13 protein-coding genes are annotated in these 19,657 nt (G+C 71.0%); 7 read left to right on the top strand and 6 right to left on the bottom strand.

Annotated features, from left to right (window positions below; all coding sequences use genetic code 11):
• Positions 1-5: 5 nt before the first annotated feature.
• The 3 genes from LZ198_RS06460 to LZ198_RS06450 all read left to right on the top strand — a co-directional run bounded on the left by LZ198_RS06460 (position 6) and on the right by LZ198_RS06450 (position 7,283).
• Positions 6-2,504, top strand: a complete 2,499-nt coding sequence (locus LZ198_RS06460) for a kelch repeat-containing protein (protein ID WP_253970996.1) — start codon at positions 6-8, stop codon at positions 2,502-2,504.
• 98 nt (positions 2,505-2,602) lie between these two features.
• Positions 2,603-3,466, top strand: coding sequence for an alpha/beta fold hydrolase (locus tag LZ198_RS06455; RefSeq protein WP_253970995.1), 864 nt, complete (start codon positions 2,603-2,605; stop codon positions 3,464-3,466).
• A gap of 871 nt (positions 3,467-4,337) precedes the next feature.
• A complete protein-coding gene (locus tag LZ198_RS06450; RefSeq protein ID WP_253970994.1) occupies positions 4,338-7,283 on the top strand; it encodes a CBM96 family carbohydrate-binding protein in 2,946 nt (981 codons plus the stop codon).
• Between the two features lie 79 nt (positions 7,284-7,362).
• Here the strand turns inward: LZ198_RS06450 and LZ198_RS06445 are convergent, their stop codons facing one another.
• The 6 genes from LZ198_RS06445 to LZ198_RS06420 all read right to left on the bottom strand — a co-directional run bounded on the left by LZ198_RS06445 (position 7,363) and on the right by LZ198_RS06420 (position 14,294).
• Entirely contained in the window at positions 7,363-7,881 is a 519-nt protein-coding gene (locus LZ198_RS06445; RefSeq protein WP_253970993.1) for an OmpA family protein, read from the bottom strand.
• Between the two features lie 98 nt (positions 7,882-7,979).
• The gene (locus tag LZ198_RS06440) at positions 7,980-9,341 is read right to left on the bottom strand and encodes a sigma-54-dependent transcriptional regulator (protein ID WP_253970992.1); all 1,362 of its coding nucleotides are present in this window, start codon (positions 9,339-9,341) and stop codon (positions 7,980-7,982) included.
• Complete coding sequence (locus tag LZ198_RS06435) at positions 9,331-11,445, bottom strand: two-component system sensor histidine kinase NtrB (RefSeq protein WP_253970991.1); 2,115 nt, start codon at positions 11,443-11,445, stop codon at positions 9,331-9,333. The genes LZ198_RS06440 and LZ198_RS06435 overlap by 11 nt, the downstream gene beginning before the upstream one ends.
• Positions 11,446-11,559: 114 nt before the next feature.
• Positions 11,560-12,351: a DUF3014 domain-containing protein gene (locus LZ198_RS06430; RefSeq protein ID WP_253970990.1), complete on the bottom strand. Its 792-nt coding sequence runs from the start codon at positions 12,349-12,351 to the stop codon at positions 11,560-11,562.
• A 183-nt stretch (positions 12,352-12,534) separates the two neighbouring features.
• Positions 12,535-13,155, bottom strand: coding sequence for a DUF2378 family protein (locus LZ198_RS06425; protein ID WP_253970989.1), 621 nt, complete (start codon positions 13,153-13,155; stop codon positions 12,535-12,537).
• An 80-nt stretch (positions 13,156-13,235) separates the two neighbouring features.
• Positions 13,236-14,294, bottom strand: coding sequence for a LysR family transcriptional regulator (locus LZ198_RS06420; RefSeq protein ID WP_253970988.1), 1,059 nt, complete (start codon positions 14,292-14,294; stop codon positions 13,236-13,238).
• Positions 14,295-14,375: 81 nt separating this feature from the next.
• On the opposite strand from LZ198_RS06420, the gene LZ198_RS06415 reads away from it, so the two are divergent.
• From LZ198_RS06415 to LZ198_RS06400, 4 genes are all read left to right on the top strand, one after another.
• Entirely contained in the window at positions 14,376-15,275 is a 900-nt protein-coding gene (locus LZ198_RS06415; RefSeq protein WP_253970987.1) for an NmrA family NAD(P)-binding protein, read from the top strand.
• Positions 15,276-15,400: 125 nt separating this feature from the next.
• Positions 15,401-16,126 carry a siderophore-interacting protein gene (locus tag LZ198_RS06410; RefSeq protein ID WP_253970986.1) on the top strand — a complete coding sequence of 242 codons (726 nt, stop codon included), beginning with the start codon at positions 15,401-15,403 and terminating at the stop codon, positions 16,124-16,126.
• 82 nt (positions 16,127-16,208) lie between these two features.
• Positions 16,209-18,953, top strand: a complete 2,745-nt coding sequence (locus LZ198_RS06405; protein ID WP_253970985.1) for a bifunctional acetate--CoA ligase family protein/GNAT family N-acetyltransferase — start codon at positions 16,209-16,211, stop codon at positions 18,951-18,953.
• A 124-nt stretch (positions 18,954-19,077) separates the two neighbouring features.
• Positions 19,078-19,521 carry a hypothetical protein gene (locus LZ198_RS06400; protein WP_253970984.1) on the top strand — a complete coding sequence of 148 codons (444 nt, stop codon included), beginning with the start codon at positions 19,078-19,080 and terminating at the stop codon, positions 19,519-19,521.
• The last annotated feature ends 136 nt before the right edge of the window (positions 19,522-19,657 follow it).

Raw genomic sequence — 19,657 nt, 5'->3', positions numbered from 1 at the left:
CCTGGATGAGGACGCTCCTTCTGCTCGGGGCGAATGGAGTGGTGCTGGGCGCCTGCGTCGACTTCGACGAGGACCAGAAGACGTTCTGCAAGACCCACCCCGAGGTCTGCGCGCCTGCCTTCGAGGAGACGCCGGCCTCCGTGTTCTATGTCGAGAAGGAGGGCTCGCTGAGCCTCCATGCCGTGGCGAAGGACCCGGCGGGTGACGCGCTGCGGTTCTCGTGGACCTCGAACCTGGGGACCTTCGGGGCGCCGCGCGATACCGCCACGTCGACCGAGATCACGTGGAGCGCCCCCGACTGCGTGCCTCCCGCGGGGGTGTCCTTCTCGCTCACCGCGAGCAGCACCCGGGAGGCCTCCGCCGTCGTGACGTTCGCCGCCATCGGCATCCCGGAGTGTCCGACCGTCGAACGACGGGGGGACGTCTCGTTGGCGCGGTCGGGGCCCGCGGCGACTGCCCTGTATTCGGGCTGGGTGCTGGTGACGGGCGGCGAGGTCTCGGGCTCGGCGGTCGACACCGCCGAGGTGTATTCCCCCAGGGAGCTGACCTGGTCCACCATCGTCAAGATGCCCGTGGCCCGGGTGGAACACGTCCCGGTCCGGCTCGATTCGGGGCAGGTCCTGATGACGGGGGGACGCAATGCGGGTGGCGCCATCAAGACCGCCGATCTGTTCTCCCCGGACCCGGACCGGTGGTCGTCCACGGCGAGCGCCTCCGTCGGCCGCTACGGCCACGCGGCGGTGCTCCTGGACGATGGGCGGGTGTTCGTCACGGGCGGCTTCGATGGCAAGGCCCTGGTGACGACGTCGGAGCTCTACACCCCGGCGCATGATGACCAGCCCGCGGTCTGGGCCACCACGCGCAATGCCCCCGTGGCTCGCAACCATTGCGTCGCCACCCTCCTGGACTCCGGACGGGTGCTGGTGACGGGGGGAATCACGGACGGCGCGGCGTATCCCGGCAGCGCCGACATCTATGACCCGGAGACGGGGACCTGGTCCCAACTGGATGTCCTGGGCGCGGGGAGGATCCACCACACGGCCACGTTGCTGCCCTCGGGTGAGGTGCTCGTGACCGGGGGCTCCAACGGCAGCGGGGTCCTGGGCTCGTCGGTGCTGGTGGACGAGGAGAACCATCGGGTGGAGGCGGCCGTGGCGCTCACGACTCCGCGGGAGCACCACACGGCGACGCTCTTGCCGGATGGGCGGGTGTTGGTCGCGGGTGGGCGAGACGCCCAGGGGACGGCGCTCGCTTCGACGGAGCTCTTCGATCCGGAGCGGGGGACGTGGGCCCCCGGTCCGGCCCTGCGGGTGGCGCGGCATCATCACGCCGCCGTGCTGATGACCTCCGGCAAGGTGTTGCTGGTCGGTGGTGATGGCGCCAGCGGCACGCTCGCCTCCTCCGAGGTCTTCGAGCCGGGGACGCGGACCTGGACGCCCATGCCGCGCTTGCTCACTTCCCGTGAGCGCCTCGTCTCCACGCGCCTCGAATCCGGCCTGGTCCTGGTGATGGGAGGCCGCAGCGACAACCCCTCGCCGCGGACCTACCTGTCGGACGTCGAGTGGTACGACCCCTCGACCGGGCAGTGGAAGGGGCGTGCGCCGATGAAGTCGGCACGGGGCGACCATACGGCGACGCTGTTGCTCTCGGGGGAGGTGTTGGTGGCGGGGGGATACAACGGCTCGTTCGTGTCGGGCACGGAGGTCTTCGACCCGGTAGCGAATCTCTGGGCCGAGAAGAAAGTGCTCGCGGATGGACGGGCGTTCCACACGGCCACGCGGCTTGCCTCGGGCAAGGTCCTCGTGGTGGGGGGGCTGGGCAAGGACGGCGCGCTCGCCAAGGCCGAGCTCTACGACCCGAGCTCGGGAGCGTGGTCGTCCGCGGGCAACCTCGCGGTGGCCCGTCTGGACCACACCGCGACCCTGTTGCCATCGGGGCAGGTGCTGGTGACGGGCGGGTATACGACCGCCACCCTCCGCCAGGGAGAATGGGTCCAGGACGCGCCTTGCCGGACCGCCGAACTCTACACCCCGGACAAGGGAGAGAATGGGACGTGGTCGACGCTCCCGAGCATGACGTACAACCGCGGGAGCCACACGGCGACCCTGCTGCCCTCGGGGAAGGTGTTGATCGTCGGGGGATTCAGCTCGGCGCACTCGGTCATGGATGGGACCACGGTCCCTTTCGCGGAGCTCTACGATCCGGTGGGCAATGGGTGGGCTCCCGCTGGCGAGCTCGAGGAGAGCCGTGGGGGGCATTCCGCCACGCTCCTCCCTTCGGGGAAGGTGCTCGTCGTGGGGGGCTTCGGAGGCTTCGAGGATCGCTTCTATCTCGGCCACTGCGAGCTCTATGACCCGGGTTCGAATCAGTGGGACCTCACCAGCAACATGCTGACCCCCCGCGAGGACCCGGCCGTGACGCTCCTGACTTCCGGAAAGGTGCTGGTGGTCGGCGGGCGCGGCTATGACGGGGTCCAGGGCGATTCGGAGCTCTACCTCCCGTGAGGTGAGGGGGCCCGGGAGGCAGGCGGGCCTCCGGTGCTCCCCCCGAGTCGGGCTCGGGGGGAGACAGCCGCGGCGGTTCGCGGTATCCGACGGGGGCCATGACGAAGGCCCTCGAACTGGACGAGTGGGGCGGCACGGGACCGGTGCTGCACCTGGCGCACGCGAACGGCTTCCCGCCCGGGACGTACCGCAAGCTCATCGAGTCCCTGAAGTCTCGCTACCGGGTCGTCACCGTGCGCACGCGTTGCATGGTTCCAGGCACCGTCCCCACGGACATGGAGACGTGGGATGACATGGCGGAGGACCTCATCGGGGCCCTGCGGGCCGCGCGCCTGGAGGGCGTCATCGGGGTGGGGCACAGCATGGGCGGAGTGGCGACGTTGCTGGCCTCGGTGAAGGCGCCCACGCTGTTCCGCGGAATCGTGGCGCTGGACCCGGTGCTCATCACCGGGCGGCGGGCGGTGTTGCTGCGGTTGCTCTCCTGGGTGGGCCAGCGCCACCGCGTGCCGCCCGCGAGCCTCGCGCGCCGGCGCCGGGAGCGCTGGACGTCCCGGGAGGAGGCGGCGGCGAGCTACCGCAAGAAGCCGCTGTTCCGCGCCTTCGACGCGGACTGCTTCCAGGACTACGTCGCCCATGGCCTCACGGAGACACCTGACGGTGGCCTCCGGTTGACCATCCCCCGCGACTGGGAGGCGCGGGTGTTCGAGACGAGCCCGAAGGACGTCTGGCGCGCGCTGCGCTCCGTGAGCGTGCCCACGTTGGTCGTGCGCGGCCAGGAATCGGTGACGCTCACCTCGGCGGCGCTGGCCCGCGTCCGGCGGGCGCTCCCTGGCGTCCAGGTGGACGAACTGCCGGGAGGACACCTGTTCCCGCTGGAGCACCCGGACGCGACGGTGCGTCGGGTGCTCGCGTTCCTCGGTGCGCTGGAGCCTGGAGAGGACGCGGCGCGGCGAGCGCGATGACCGCCGGGCCCTTTTGTTCGTGGACCCGGGATCGTCCTTCTCTCTCGTCAATCACCTCGACCTGGTCCACCCGTTCGAGCGCAGCGATCCCTTCGGCCGCACGCTATCCGCAGGGGATATAGCCATTGACGACGACGCACCTCCACTCCTTTTCCTGTCCGAGGTAGGTGCAGGACGACTGATCGGCATTGCAGTCGAAGACGCCGCAACTCCGATACTGTCTGTGCTGTGACTGGCTGCAGCACGAGTTGTCGAACGTCCAATCCAAGCAGATGTACGTGCGCTGCGCCTGCGATTGAGTCTCCAGCTCCAAGGTCTCAGTGGGGCCCGAGACCCCTGACTCTTCGCCCTCTGGCGCCACGCCACACGCAGTCACCGCGCCCAGGAAGAATCCTCCAATCACAAGCCACAGCTTCATCTCCAAGCCCTCCCTTGATGGTGAGTCCCATGCTGGATGTCTGAACAGCGTCTCCCTCGGGACCCGTTCGACGAAGACGCCACCCCGTACATTGCACGCAGCGTGTACTCCTGAACAGGCAATTGTGAGCAGTGTTGGCGGTGTCCCTGGAAGTGTCCGGTCCGGTCGGAATGCCAGGATTCAGCGGGGTGATTCACTCGCAAATCCATGGTGCGGCGGCGGGCGACAACGAGGCGCTGTGGAAATCATTGTCGCGGCTGGCTTGTGCGGGAGGACACGCCTCGACCCGTCGTCGCCGGGCTCCCGGTTGCATTGGCCCACCTGTTGCTCACGCATCGTCCCGGCTGGACCTGAGGGAGAGATGCCGTGAGCCAAGCAGCGAGCAGTGTCATGAGGTGGGGTCTGGGTGTGGCGATGATGGTCCTGGGTGGGTGTGGAAGTTCCCACGCGGACGTGTCGAGTTCCCAACCGCCCGCGGGCGCGCGCAAGGCCGCGCTCGTCACGCGGACGGTGACCTTCGAAGCGGCGGCGGACACGCACGTCGTGGCGACGTCCCCCACCACGAGCTTCGGTTCGTCGCCGACGCTGGAAGTGGACCGCTCGCCCGAGTCGGAGGCGTACCTGCGCTTCTTCATCGGCCCCTTCGAGGGGACGGTGACGACGGCGCGTCTGCGCGTCTACGCGATCGACGGTTCCTCGGACGGGCCCTCCGCGCACGACCCGCGCCTGGCCGGTCGCAACTGGAACGAGCGGACGACCTGGGAGACGCGGCCCGAGCGGTCCAACACCCTCCTCTCCAGTGCGGGCCCGGTGGCCAGTGGGACGTGGATCGACCTGGACGTCACGGACATCCACGTGTCCCAAGGGGCATTCACCGACCTGCATCTGCTCGCGGACAGCACGGATGGCGTGACGTTGGCGTCGAGCGAGCACCCCGACCCCACCTTGCGTCCCAGACTCGTGCTGACCGTCGAGTCCGCGGAGGACCATCCCGCGCATCCCTCCCGTCCAGTCACCATCTCCGCCCCTCCCGCTACGTTCCTTCCCATTGCCGACACGTACGTCTCGTCCGACGCGCCGACGTCCTCCGCGGGAGGGGCCGCGGAGGAGCTGCGGGTCGGCGGCTCGCCTCGACGCGAGGCGCACCTGCGCTTCGACGTCCAGGGCCTGACGGAGACCGTCCAGCGCGCCGTGTTGCGGATGACGGTGGGCATGGACGCCACCGAGGCGGGGCCGTCCGTCTACGCGACGGAGGGCGCCTGGAGCGAGGCGACCGCTACCTGGAACTCGCGCCCGACACGGGTGGGCCGCACCCTGGACCAGGTGCCCTTCCTCATCGGCCTCGGCGACGTGGACTACGACGTGACAGCGCAGGTGACGGGGAATGGGCAGGTCACCTTCGGCCTGTACGGCGAGTCCGCCGACGAGGTGGCCTTCGTCTCGCGCGAGTTCTCCGCGCCGTTGTCACCTCGGCTCCTGGTGTGGACGGGCGCGCCGCGGAACGCGCCCGGCGATGCCTGCATGACGCGTGAGGAGCTGCTCTCCACCACGGTGCTCCCTTCGCGCGACACCTACGTCACCCAGGCCCAGCCCGCGACGACCTTTCATCGGGAGGCCTCGCTGCGGGTGGATGGGGCTCCCCAGGCCATGAGCTATCTGGACTTCGACGTGAACCTCGGCGCGGGCCAGGTCCAGCGGGTGCTCCTCCAGCTCTACGCCCTGGACGCGGCGAACGACGGTCCCCAGTTGTTCCGTGTGCAGCCGTTCGAGCCCGCCACCACGGATTGGAATCACCGTCCGGCGCTCATCGGGGGCCCGGTCGGTGACCTGGGCGCGGTGAAGCGGAACCAGTGGGTGGAGTACGACGTGACGGCCGTGGTGACGAGCTCGGGGCGCCACACGTTCGGGCTGCGCCAGGACTCGACGGATGGGCTGCGCTTCGCCTCCGTGGAGGCCGCGCGGGAGGCCCTCCTCGACGCGGCGCCTCGCCTCGTCATCGTCACGAAGAGCGCCCCCTTCTGTTCGTACCGGGGGACGCTGCCCTCGGGCTCCACGGCGCGGGTGACCCACTCGAACCGCCGCGAGTCGGAGCGTGTCCGGCACACGGCGTCGGCGCCGGATGGAGGCTTCGCCGTCGTCAGCGCGGTGGAGCAGGTCCAGGATGGTGACTACTGGCTGCCGCAGACGGACGTGCTGACGCTGCACAGGGCGGATGGCGGCGTCGCGTGGACACGCGAGTTCTCCCAGCCGGACGTGGAGTTGCGCCGCGTGGCGGTGACGGCGCTGGGCAACGTGCTCGTCGCCGGCGAGTACTTCGGCGCGCCGGACCTGGGCAAGGGAGCGCTCCCCCAGGGCCGGGGCCTGTTCGTGATGAAGCTCACCCCGGCTGGCGTGGTGGACTGGACGCGAGGCTTCACCGCCTGGTTCGACATGGGCGAGGAGCGCGTCGACAACTCCATGCAGGTCCATGACCTGGCGACGGACGCGCACGGCAGCACCGTGTTGGTGGGCAGCTTCTGGGGCTACACGGACTTCGGCGCGGGGCCGGTCTACTCGGGCAAGAACATGCCCTACGACGACGAGTACCCGAACTCCTTCGTCCTGAAGCTCCAGTGGGATGGGGCCTATCAGTGGGCGCGGGTGCTCGACGCGGACTCGCTTCGGGGGACCCATGCCCGGAGCGTCGTGGTGGACGCGCAGGAGAACGTCACCGTCGGAGGCTGGGCCGGGCGGGGGACCGACTTCGGGGGTGGGGCCATCGCCACCAACAGCGCGTTCGTCGCGCGCTGGAGCCCAGCAGGCGCGTACCAGTGGTCGTGGACCACGCCCGTCGTGTTCAGCGAGGTGTTCTCCGTGGGCGTGTTGCCCGACGGGGGAGCGGTCTTCTCGGGGACCTTCGACGGACGCCTCACCTTCGCGGGGCAGGAGCACGTCAGCCCCGAGCCGGATGACGGCTACGATGGCAGCCGCGCGGCGATGCTGGGGCGGTTGAGCGCCACGGGGCAGGAGCTGGTGCTGCGTCACTTCTCCGACGAGGGGACGTTCGGGAGTCTCGCCTTCGGAGACCTGGTCGTCGATGCCTCGGGGAGCATCTTCACGTCACAGTCCGGCTGGGGGCGCCTCCTGGGGCTGGGGGACGTCGGGCTGCCCGAGTCCGTCGCCCCCATGAGGCCGACGCTCGCGAGCTTCGCGCCCAACCTGGACACGCGCTGGGTCCGCGTCCTCGCGCCCCTCCAGGACACGTCCCTCCATGGCGATGCGCCCATGCTCCAGCTCGCACCGCTCACCCATGGAGCCCTGGTGACGGGGGACCTCGGCGCGGCGCTCGAGTTGGACGGCACGTGGTACATGCCGACGAACCTGCGCATGGACTTGCTGCACATCCATATGCGGCCGTGACGAGGCGCTGACCTCGTCTCGGCGCTCCGGTCCTCGGGTCCAGCCCCTCATCGGCTCGCCTGGCGAACGTGGGGGGCCGTCACTCCGCGCCGCGGGTCGAGTGCGCCCCGGCCGACACGTTCAGCTCCGCGCGGCGGTTCTTCGCCAGCTCGGTGGACGACAGCGGGCGCTCCTCGCCGAAGGAGAGGGTGGCGATTCGCGCCGGTGCCACGCCGAGCCGACGCAGGTAGTCCTTCACCACCGCGGCGCGGCGCTGGCCGAGCGCGAGGTTGTACTCCGTGGTCCCCAGCTCGCAAGTGTGCCCGCTGATGCTCACCCGCGAGTCGGGGTGGCGGCGCATGGCCTCGGCGAGCTGCAACAGCGTGTCCTGGAACTCCGGCCGCAGCGTCGTGGAGTCCAGCTCGAAGTAGACCGGCTCCAGGTCCAGCGGGAGCGCGTCCTGCTCCGTCGTCGAGACGACGGGGGCGGCTGCCTGCTGGGGCGGGGCCACCGTGGACGGGGGCCGGACCGCCGTGGAGGAATCGGGTTGGACCTGGGTCCTCGCGGCGCAACCCGCGAGGCTGGAGACGACGAGGAGGAGTGGAAGGTAGGGGCGCATGCCTTCCTCCCAAAGCATGCGCCGTGCCGTGCAATCGCTCCTCGAAAGCGGAGGCCGCCAGACCCGTGCGGTCTTGCACTCCGCACGGGCGTGTGTGGCTATTTGCCTTCGGAGCGCTCGCGGCGGTGGATGGTGGAGACGTCGATGCCGAGCAGTTCGGCGGCCCGCGTCTTGTTCCCCCCGCACCGGGAGATGGCCCAGGCGATGTACTCGCTCTCCAGCCGGCGCAGCGGAATCACCTCGCGCTGCGCCTCGACGAGCGGATGCTGCTCCGGGGCGCGCTCCGCGAGGTGGGGTGCGAGCTGCTCCAGGTCGACCGTCTCCTGGGTCCCCAGCACCACCATGCGCTCCACCAGGTTCTCCAGCTCGCGCACGTTGCCGGGCCAGCGCAGGGTGCTCAGCGCGGCCATGGCCTCCCGGGAGAAGCGCTGGACGGGCGAGCGGGGGTTGCGGGTGCGCGCCTGCGCGAGGAAGTGCTCGGTCAGCGCCGGGACGTCCTCGGGGCGCTCCCGCAGCGCCGGCGCCCGCAGCGTCACCACGTTGAGCCGGTAGAAGAGGTCGGCCCGGAAGCGGCCCTCCTTCACCCGCGCCTCCAGGTCCTGGTGCGTGGCGGCCACCACGCGCACGTCCACTGTGCGCGAGCCATCCGCGCCCACCGCCCGCACCTCGCCCTCCGCGAGCACGCGCAACAGCCGCGCCTGGAGCTCCGGCGCCATGTCGCCAATCTCGTCGAGGAACAGCGTCCCGCCGTCCGCCTCGACGAACAGGCCACGCCGCGCGCTCGTCGCGCCGGAGAACGCGCCCTTCACGTGGCCGAACAGCTCGCTCTCCAGCAGGGCGTGGGGCAGGGCGGTGCAGTTGACGGCGACGAAGGGCCCCTCCCGCCGCGTCCCCTCGAAGTGCAGGGCGCGGGCGATGAGCTCCTTGCCGCTGCCGCTCTCCCCGCGCACCAGCACGGGGGAGGAGGCCCAGGCCACGCGCTCCACCAGCTCGTAGAGGGCCCGCATGGACGCGCTGCGCCCCACCATGGCGCCCAGGCTGCCCCGGTCCGCCGCCTGCTGCTTGAGGGTGCGGTGCTCGGCGCGCAGCCGCCGCTCCTCCAGCGCGCGCCCCACGTACAGCCGCACCTCGTCCAGGCGGAAGGGCTTGGCGAAGTAGTGCCAGGCGCCGCGCTTCATCGCCTCCACCGCGTTCTCCACGCCGCCGAACGCCGTCATCATCAGCACCGGCAGGTCCGGGTCGAGCTTGCGCGCGGCCTCCAGCACGTCGAAGCCGTCCACGTCCTTCATGCGCAGGTCGCAGATGACGGCGTCGTACACGGCCTGGCGCAACTGGCCGATGGCCTCCGCGCCGCCCGACGCCACGTCCACCGTGTAGCCGGCGTCCGCCAGGGGCTCGCGCAGCATCTGTCCCATCTCCACGTGGTCGTCGACGACGAGGACTCGGGCTCTAACCAACATGTTGCTCCTCTCGCGCGGGGGCCGCCGCCGGCCAGCGCAGGATGACGCGCGTCCCCTGGGAGGGCGCGCTGTCCAGCTCGATGCGCCCGCCATGGTTCCGCACGATCTGCGCCACCATGGACAGGCCCAGGCCGGTGCCCAGCCCGCGCTTCTTGGTGGTGAAGAAAGGGTCGAAGACCTGATTCAAGTGTCGCGGAGCGATGCCACAGCCATCGTCCTCGACGGTGATGCACACCCGCCCCCATGCCCCCGGCGCGTCCGCCTCCGCGGTCGCGGCGCTCAGGCGCACCCTCCCGCCGGGCTCGCACGCGTCACACGCGTTGAGCACCAGGTTGACCAGCACCTGCTGGAGCTGGTCCGCGTCCGCCGCCAGCGCGGGAAGCTGCGGCGGTATCTCCATCTGCAACGCCACCCGTCGCCGCTCCGCCTCCACGCGCAGCAGCTCCTCGACCGCCCGGACGACAGGGGCCAACGCCACCGCTCGCGACTCCGCAGGCTGCAACCGGGAGAAGTCCAGCAACTGGCGGATGGTCCGGCTGACCCGGTCGATCTGCTCGACGATGGTCCCCAGCCCCGGGGACTGCGGGTGCTCCGTCCCCAGCTTGTCCTGCACGTACTCGGCGCGCCCCCGGATGACGCCCAGGGGGGTTCCGATTTCATGCGCGATGCCCGCCGCCAGCACGCCCACGGTGGCCAGCTTCTCCGCGCGCAGGAGCTGTCCCTCCAGGGCGCGCAGGCTGCTCAGGTCCTCCAGCACCAGCAGCGTGCGGACGTCCGGCTGGTGCGGCTCCAGCGGCACCGCGTGGACGTTGTACTGGCCCTCCTCCTCGAAGAGCCGCAGCGGCTCGCCGTGCAGGCTGCGCACCCGCCCGTCGCTCACGGCCGCGCCGACGAGCTCCTCCAGGCGCTGGATGACGGGGGCATGGGCCTGGGGGAAGGCGGCGGCGAGCGTCGAGCCCACCACGTCCGGCGGCATGCGCGAGGCGAGCGCGCGGTTGGCGGCGGTGATTCTCCCGGAGGTGGCCAGGGCCAGCACGCCCGTGGGGATGTGGTCGAGGATCTTCTGCGTCTTGTCGTGCAGGTGGGCCAGCCGGCTCGCATGGCGCAGGCTCTCCTTCAGCGCCACCGCGCGCGTGCGCGCCAGCACCACGTACACGCCGAAGGCGATGAGGAAGCCCGACACGAGCAGCGCCGCCAGCGACAGGCGCACCACGAGGCTGCGCTCGTGCGAGCGCAGCACCCGCGTCGAGGACACGGTGGCCACCGGCCAGGCCGCGCCGTTCTTGAAGCGCACGGGCGTGAAGCTGGCCACGGCCTCCGCGTCCCCCAGGCCCAGCCGCGTCGCCTCCGCCCGGTCGATGACGAGCGTGCCTTCCTCGCCCGCGCGCATGCGGCGGGCCAGCGCGGCCAGTCCCGGGACGCGGTCCGCGTCCGTGCCCAGCTTCTGGTACCAGTCCGCCAGCGCCGGGGCGCTCAACGCCGTGGGGACGCCATGCGCGCCGAGCAGCAGCAACTGCGTGTCGCTCTCCGTGGTCAGCAGCTTCAGCGGCGCGAAGAGGGGCGCGGAGTCCACCAGCACGACCACGGCGCCACCGCCCTCGGGCGTGTCCTCCGGGAGCGACGTGCCGAAGGCGCGCAGCCACCCGGTCGTGTCCCCCGAGATTGGCGGCGACGCGTAGATGTGTCCGGAGGGGTTGCGCAGCGCCTCGGCCGCCGTGGCGCGGATGACCTCGGAGGGGTAGTTGCGCGCGAGCGCCGCCCCGGTGCGCTTGTCGAGCAGCCGCAGCCGCTCCTGGCCGTCCGGTCCGAAGACGATGATGGCCTTGTACTGACCCACCGCCTCCAGGAGCGCGCGCAGCTCGCGCCGGTGCTCCTCCACGGTGCCGGGCTGCGACAGCAGCTCGCCGGTGAAGCTCAGGTCCTCGCCCACGTCCTCCAGGGACTCGGACACACCTCGGGTGGCCTCCTGGAGCTGCGCGTTGCGCTCCCGGGCGAACTGGTCCACCAGTGCCTGCCGGTCCCTCCGGATGAAGTGGAAGGCACCGCCGATGACACCGGCGAGCGCCGTACACAGGAGCAACACGGGCAGGACGGAGGAGCGCATGAGGGCAGATACCAACATCCCGGCGCGCGGAGTGAGTCCGTGCTCGCCTTCACTCCAGGCGGGCACGGGGTCCGTCGTCCCCTCGGCCGGGCGGCGCAGGCGTCCCACCCCGCCTCAGGGTCGCGAGGCCTGCTGGGTGAGCTTCAGCTGGACCTCGCGGACCTTGCCCTGGATGAGGCGCAGGTTGGCCGGGCCCATCCGCAACAGGTGCTTCTGCGCGGACGTGAGCGCCTCCAACTGCGGGTCCGCGTACACGTACAGCGCGCCCTTGGCCAGCACCTCCACGTCCCGCTCCAGCACCGGCACCGCGAGCACCTGCTCGAAGGCGCGCAGCAGCGTCGCCTCGAACGAGCTGCCCGGCGGCGCGCTCTCCTGGTACAGGCGCTGGGCCAGCGTGCGCACCTCACGGTAGGTGTCCACCAGCAGCGTGGCGTCCAGGCTGCCCACCACCCGGCCCACGGTGTCGTAGCGGGTGTAGCCGCGGGGGGCCACCAGGGTGCGCCCCTCCTGGGTGCGGACCTGGAACTCCCCGGTGGGGGCCAGGAAGGCGACCAGCGCGCGGGGGCTGTCGCCCTCCGCCATGTTGGAGACGACGCCCACGAAGCGCCGCAGCAGGTCCGCCTCGCGCAGCCACGCGCCGAACTCGGCCAGCGACGAGGCCCCCGACAGGCGCGCGCGCAGCAGGGTGTCGATTTCGGCGGTGGGAGGGAGGGGGGCGTCCGGTGCTCGGGCCACCACCGCCGGCGGGGCCATGGGGACCGTCGCGACGGGGGCCTCCGGCTTCCCGTGTAGCAGTCCGTGCCAGGCGCCTGCTCCCGCCAGCACCACGGCCACCAGAATCACCAGCCCCCAACCCACGAGCGCGCCACGCTCGAGCTTCACCATCGCACCACTGCCGTTGTCCATGTGTCCTCCGACCGCCGGACCCACGGATTGCACCGGTGATGCCAGGGAACGCGCGCGCTCGCTCCGGCGCGACTTCCCTCGGAGGCCTTCGCGCGGAGGCGCTCGGCCAGGGCCGCCCGCCCGCTGACCGGGCGTGGCGTTCCGCGCGGCGCCATGGCGGATTGCCACGCGCGCCGCGCGCGTTCAGGCGCGAGGTCGGGACGCGCCCGCCGCGCCATCGTCCGGAGGGGGCAACACCGACTCGGCGGTGACCTCCTGCCAGCGGATGTGGAACGTGGCCGACGTGCCGTCGAACTCCTCCGGCAGCACCACGACCCGCCAGCCGCCACACAGCTCCACCGCGCGCGCCAGCAGACCCGCCGCGAACGTCGGCAGGTCCGCCAGGACATCGTTCATCCGGAGCTCCACGAAGGTGGGGCTGCGCTCAACGATTTCGACCACACTGAAGTTGTTGCCGGCGCGAAAGCCGATGCCCGAGCGCAGCAGCATCCTCCGGGGGCCCGCCAGCCGGACGACGCCCAGCAGCGCGCGGCCGAAGAAGGTGCCGAAGTAGGCGTCCATGAAGCGCTCGCCCAGGGAGTAGTAGGCGGCCTCGGCGGGGACGCCGCCATAGACGTGACCCGCGGCGATGCGCAGGAACTCCTTCCACTGCTCCAGCGTGTACGTCCGCTCCAGCTTCTGGTCGAGGTCCAGCCCCGCACGGCGCAGGTGCTCGCGGCACGCCGGCGTGAGGCGGTTCTCGAGGGCGCGCACGAAGAGCGCTTCCACGGTTTGCGTGAAAATCAGCTTCTCGGAAGAAGTCATAGGGTCGCACCCTACACCGGTCGGCCCGTCGGATGCTCGCCCACAGGTGAATCCGTGTTCAGTGCCCCTGTCGGCGGGCGTCAGCGGGCCTGTTTGGGGCTGGCGGGCCTAGGAATGTCGCGGGGTTGGCGGAGGGGATGATGCGCCGCGGCAGCGCGGCTCACCATGCTCCGGAGCCACTGGTGCGCCGGGTCATCGTCGAATCGCTCGTGCCAGACCTGGAAGACGTCGAACGGGCGCAGCTCGACGGGGGGCGGCAGCAGGCGTAGCGACCCCAGGTCGACGAACAGCTCGGCGAGCGTCCGGGGCGCGGTGAGGATGTGGTTGCCGCGTGTCACGGAGAGCGCGGCCGTGAGGAAGTAGGGGAGCCGCAGGCCGATACGCCGCGTGCGGCCCAGGCGCTCGAGCGCCACGTCCACCGCCCCGGCCCCCTCGCCCTTGGGGCTGATGAGCACGTGGGGCAGGCTCAGGTACGTCTCCAGGTCGAGCGTGTCCTTCACCACGGGGTGCTCCCGGCGGACCACGCACACGAAATCCTCGCGAAACAGCTTTCCCTGCCGCAGCGAGGGGGCGGGTTCGGGGAAGGCGGCGATGACGATGTCCACCTCCCCGCTCTCCAACAAGGAGGGGACCTGGGGCACCACGAGGTTGCGGACGATGAGGTCCACCTGGGGCGCCTCCTCGCCGAGCAGCTCCAACAGTCCCGGCAGCACCGCGGCGGCGAAGTAGTCCCCCGAGGCGAGGGTGAAGCGCCGCGCCGAGGAGCGGGGCTCGAAGACGGATTCGTTGCGCAGGGCCCGTTGCACCTCCAAGAGTCCGCGATGGAGGGGCGTGGCGAGCTGCTCGGCGCGTGGGGTGCGCACCATCCCCCCACGCCCCCGGATGAGCAGCGCGTCCCCCAGCAGCTCCCGTAGCTGGGCGAGGGTGTGGCTCATGGCGGACTGGGTGATGCCCAGCTTCACCGCGGCCTTGGTGACGCTCATCTCGGAGAGCAACGCGTCCAAGGCCACGGCGAGGTTGAGGTTGATGCCCGCCAGGTCCACGCCGGTGTTCGTCGGCTGGGGGGACGGAGGTCGGGGCTCGGGCGGCCCGGGACGGGGGGCGCGAGCGCCCTTCCGGCCTATATGTGCCTTGCTCATGTGCTCATGAATAACATGCAGTGGTCTCATGATGTGGCGGGGAACACCATGACGCCATCTCGCAGTCCTCTGGAGCTGGTCATGAGCATCGTCATCAACACCCCGAACGGAAACATCGGTCGTCCCCTGGTGCGGCACCTCTTGGCGGGCGGAGCCCGTGTCACCCTCATCAGCCGCAGCGCGGACAAGGTCGCGGACCTGGTGAAGGCGGGCGCGAAGCTGGTGGAGGGCTCGACGGACGACGCGGCGGTGCTGGACGCGGCCTTCGCGGGCGCCACCGCGGTGTTCTGGCTGACCCCTCCGGCGGCGCGGCCGGACTTCTTCGCGTGGTCCGAGGGCGCCGCGCGGCTGGCGGCCCGCAAGGCGCGGGCGCACGGCGTCCGGCGCGCGGTGGTGCTGTCCAGCATCGGCGCGCAGAACGGTCGGGGCACGGGCCCGGTGGGCGGGCTGCTCGCGGTGGAGGAGGCCTTCAAGGCGGAGCTGGCGGACGTCACCATCCTCCGTCCGGGCTACTTCATGGAGAACCTCCTGCGGGAGGTGCCGTCGCTGGCGAGCGCGGACTCGCTGTTCATGCCCCTGCAGGCGGACCGGAAGACGCCCTTCGTGGCCGTGGCGGACATCGCGCGCAAGGCGGCGGACGTGCTGCTCGACGGGGCGTGGAAGGGGCACCGCATCGTGGGCATCCACGGCGCGGCGGACGTGACCTACACGGAGGTGGCGGCCATCCTCTCGGAGGCGCTCGGCCGCCCCGTGCGCTACGTGCAGGTGGGCATGGACGACACGCGCAAGGCGCTCGTGGGATATGGGATGCCCGGGTTCATGGTGGACCTGTTCACCGAGATGTTCGGGGCCTACAACGACGGACGCATGAGCCCCGCGGAGTCGCGCAGCGCGGAGACCACCACGGCCACCGCGCTGGCGACGTGGGCTCGGGAGGTCCTGAAGCCGGCGGTCGACCAGGCGCGCGCGTCGGCGGCGTAGGGCGTCCGGCTTCACACTTCTTCATCCTCGCGTCACGCGTGTTCATCCCGCTGGCGCGGGGACGGGGGAAGATGCCCTCCACGAACCGGGTGGGCTGCGCCACCCCTTCGGCGGGAGCGCGAGGAATGGCTTCGGGGCTGGCGTTCATCAATGGGGTGTTGGGGCGGTTCCTCTTCCGGGAGGGACAGGTGGCGCGGGTGCGGGAGGTCTCCGCGCGCTTCCGCCTGGTGGAGCTGGTGGGCGAGGCCCTGCGCGACATCGAGTGGAGCGCGGGCGACAAGGTGCAGGTGTACCTCCCGGACGTGGGGCTGATGCGGACGTACACGCCCTTGATGTGGGACCGGCAGCTCGGGGCGACGCGGTTCCTCGTCTACCTGCACGGCGACGGTCCGGGGGCGCGGTGGGGGCGCACGGTGAAGGTGGGGGACCGCTGCCGGTTCTTCGGGCCTCGGGGCACGCTGGCGCTCGAGTCGCTCTCCGGGCCGGTGGTGCTCTTCGGCGACGAGACGTCGTTCGCCGTCGCGCACACGCTGCGCGCCCTCCGCCCCGACGCGAGGAGCGCGGAGTTCGTCTTCGAGGTGTCCTCGCCCCAGGAGTCGACCGCCGTGCTGGCCGAGCTGGGCCTGGGCGAGGCGTTCGTGGTGGCCCGGCGCGATTCGGACGCGCACCTGCCGGAGTTGGAGGCGAGGCTTCGCGAGGCCCTGGGCCGCCAGCCGCGTGCGCACCTGGTCATGACGGGGCGGGCGCAGGCCATCCAGTCGCTGCGAGGACGGCTGCGCTCGGGCGACGCGGTGGTGGCGGGCCAGAAGGTGAAGGCCTACTGGTCGCTGGGGAAGGCCGGCCTGGACTGACACGCCGTCGTGACCGTTGCCTCACTGTCGGGAACGGTGGGGCTTGCGTGCGAGCACGGGGCGTTTCAAACACGGGCTTCGCATGGACTCTCGCGCGCCTGGCCCTGGCCCCCGGAAGACGGACCCCTCGTACAACGTGCTGCACCAGCAGCACACGCGTCAGCCCCTGGACGTCCTCTTCAAACCGCGCGCGGTGGCGGTGGTGGGGGCCAGCGAGCGACCGGGCAGCGTGGGGCGCACGGTGCTGTGGAACCTCATCAGCAATCCCTTCGGCGGCACCGTCTATCCCATCAACCCGAAGCGGCAGAACGTGCTCGGCATCCGCGCGTGGCCGTCGCTGCGCTCGCTGCCGGAGCCGGTGGACCTGGCGGTGGTCGTCACGCCCGCGCCGGCCGTGCCGGACGTCATCCGTGAATGCGCGGAGGTGGGCGTCCAGGGCGCCATCATCATCTCCGCGGGCTTCAAGGAGACGGGACCGGAGGGTGCGCGACTGGAGGCGGAGATCCTCCAGATTGCCCAGCAGGCGCGCATCCGCATCATCGGCCCCAACTGCCTGGGGGTGATGCGGCCCCCCACGGGCTTCAACGCCACCTTCGCCGGGTCCATGGCGCGGCCGGGCAACGTGGCCTTCATCAGCCAGAGCGGCGCGCTCCTCACGGCCATCCTCGACTGGAGCCTGCGGGAGTCGGTGGGCTTCAGCGCCTTCGTGTCGGTGGGGTCGATGCTCGACGTGGGCTGGGGCGACCTCATCGACTACCTGGCGGATGACCCGCTCACGCGCTCCATCCTGCTGTACATGGAGTCCATCGGCGACGCGCGGGCCTTCCTGTCGGCCGCGCGCGAGGTGGCGCTGACCAAGCCCATCATCGTCATCAAGGCCGGCCGCACCGCGCAGGCGGCGAAGGCCGCGGCCTCCCACACGGGGACGTTGACGGGCAGCGACGAGGTGCTCACCGCCGCGTTCCGCCGCTCGGGCGTGCTGCGCGTGGACTCCATCTCCGACCTCTTCTACATGGCGGAGACGCTGGCCCGGCAGCCGAGGCCCGCGGGGCGCCGGCTCACGGTGCTCACCAACGCGGGGGGCCCGGGCGTGCTCGCCACGGACGCGCTGGTCTCCGGCATGGGCGAGCTGGCGGTGCTGGGCGACGAGACCCGCAAGGCGCTGGACGCGTTCCTGCCGCCGCAGTGGAGCCACGGCAACCCCGTCGACGTGCTGGGCGACGCGGACCCGGAGCGCTACGCGAAGGCGTTGGAGGTCGCGGGGAAGGACCCGAACAGCGACGGCCTGCTGGTCATCCTCACGCCGCAGGACATGACGGAGCCCACGCAGACCGCGGACCGGCTCAAGCCCTACGCGAAGGGCCTGGGCAAGCCCGTGCTGGCCAGTTGGATGGGGGGCTCGGAGGTGGCCGCGGGCGAGCGCATCCTCAACGACGCGGGCATCCCCACCTTCAACTATCCGGACACGGCGGCGCGCATCTTCAATTACATGTGGCGCTACACGTACAACCTCGCCGGGCTCTACGAGACGCCCACGCTGGCGGAGGAGCCCGCGGGGGGCCAGGACGCGGCGCACCGGCTCGTGGACTCGGCGCGGGCGGCGGGGCGCACGCTGCTGACGGAGTACGAGTCGAAGCAGCTCCTCGCGGCCTACGGGATTCCCACGGTGGAGACGCGGCTGGCCACCACGGAGGACGCGGCCGTCGCGGAGGCCGAGTCGCTCGGCTTCCCGGTGGTGCTCAAGCTCCACTCGCTCACGGTGACGCACAAGACGGACGTGGGGGGCGTGCGGCTGAACCTCGTGGACGTGGACGCCGTGCGCGCGGCATTCCGGGGCATCCGGGAGTCGCTCGCCGCGGCCGGGAAGGCGGAGGCGTTCGACGGGGTCACCGTGCAGCCCATGGTGCGGCTGGGGGGCCAGGAGCTCATCATCGGGAGCAGCCCGGACCCGCAGTTCGGACCGGTGTTGCTGTTCGGCACGGGCGGGACGCTGGTGGAGGTGTTCAAGGACCGGGCGTTGGGGCTGCCGCCGCTGAACACCACCCTGGCGCGGCGGATGATGGAGCAGACGCGCATCTACACCGCGCTCCAGGGCGTGCGGGGCAGCAGGCCCGTGGACCTGAAGGAGCTGGAGCGGCTGATGGTGCGCTTCAGCCGGTTGGTGGTGGAGCAGCGGTTCGTCAGGGAGATCGACATCAACCCACTGCTGGCCTCTCCGGAGCGCCTGCTCGCGCTGGACGCGCGGGTGGTGCTGCATCCGGCGTCGGTGACGGAGGCGCAGTTGCCCCGGCTGGCCATCGCGCCGTACCCGCAGCAGTACGTGGCGCCGTTCCGGATGAAGAACGGGGAGGAGCTGCTCCTGCGCCCCATCCGACCGGAGGACGAGCCGAAGATGGAGCGTTTCCACCGGACCCTGTCGGAGCAGACGGTGTTCATGCGGTATGCGGGGCTGATGCAGTTGAGCACGCGCGTGGCCCACGAGCGCCTGTCGCGCATCTGCTTCAACGACTACGCGCGGGAGCTGGCGCTGGTGGCGGAGCAGCGGGACGGCAACATCATCGGCGTGGGGCGCCTGACGCGGTTGCGGGGCACGTCGGACGCGGAGTTCGCCATCCTCATCAGCGACCAGGTCCAGCACCAGGGGCTCGGGTCGGAGATGCTGCGCCGGCTGGTGGAGGTGGGACGCGACTGGGGCATGCGACGCATCGTCGCGGACATCCTCGCGGGCAACCGCGCCATGCAGGGCGTCAGCAAGGGCCTGGGCTTCAGCATCGTCCCGCACGAGGAGCTGTCCCCCGACATGGTGAAGGCCGTGAAGGTGCTCTGAGCGACGTTGCCAGCATCCACAATCCGTCGCTCGGGGCTGGGACGATTGCCGCTGCCCTGCTTCCTGAATTACGAGGCCGCGTCTGGTTTGAGCCGGGCGTGTCTGTATTCCATTGGGGGTTGCCGTGGCTTTTCGTCGTTTCGTCGTCCAGTGCATGGTGCTGTCGTTGACGTCGTTGTCCCTGGTGCTCGGCGCGGGGTGTGGCGCCGGGGCTCCCGAGGCGGGGAGCGAGGGGCTCGAGTCCTCCCTGCCGGAGGAGGCGTCGCTGGAGGTCTCCGAGCAGGAACTCCAGAACTGCAAGGCCTACAACTACTACCATGACGAGGCCCGCAATCCTCGGGGGCCGAACCGTTGCTCCAACTCCTGTGACTGCGACGGCATGCGCACCTGCAGCAGCTTCGGCTGGTGCCAAGGCGTCGCGCGGCCGCCGGTGAGTTGCACCAGTCCGCAGTACTACTGGAACGAGGCCTGGAATCCCCAGGGCCCCAATCGCTGCAACTCCTCGTGTCAGTGTGACGGCCGCCGCACCTGCAGCAGCTTCGGCTGGTGCCAGGGCACCGCGCGCTGAGGTGGGGCCGGCCCGGCGGGTGGCCGGCGTGAGCCCCCCGCCGTGAGACGGCTCCGAGCGCGAACGGGCCATGCCCTCGGAACGAGACATGGCCCGCGATATCCCGCCTGGGTTGCATCGTTACCCATGACGTCGT

The organism is Myxococcus dinghuensis, from assembly GCF_024198235.1.
In the GTDB taxonomy this organism is placed as follows: Bacteria; Myxococcota; Myxococcia; order Myxococcales; family Myxococcaceae; genus Myxococcus; species Myxococcus dinghuensis.
Note: the sequence above shows the minus strand (reverse complement) of the source record. Positions and strands in the feature narration are given on the sequence as shown.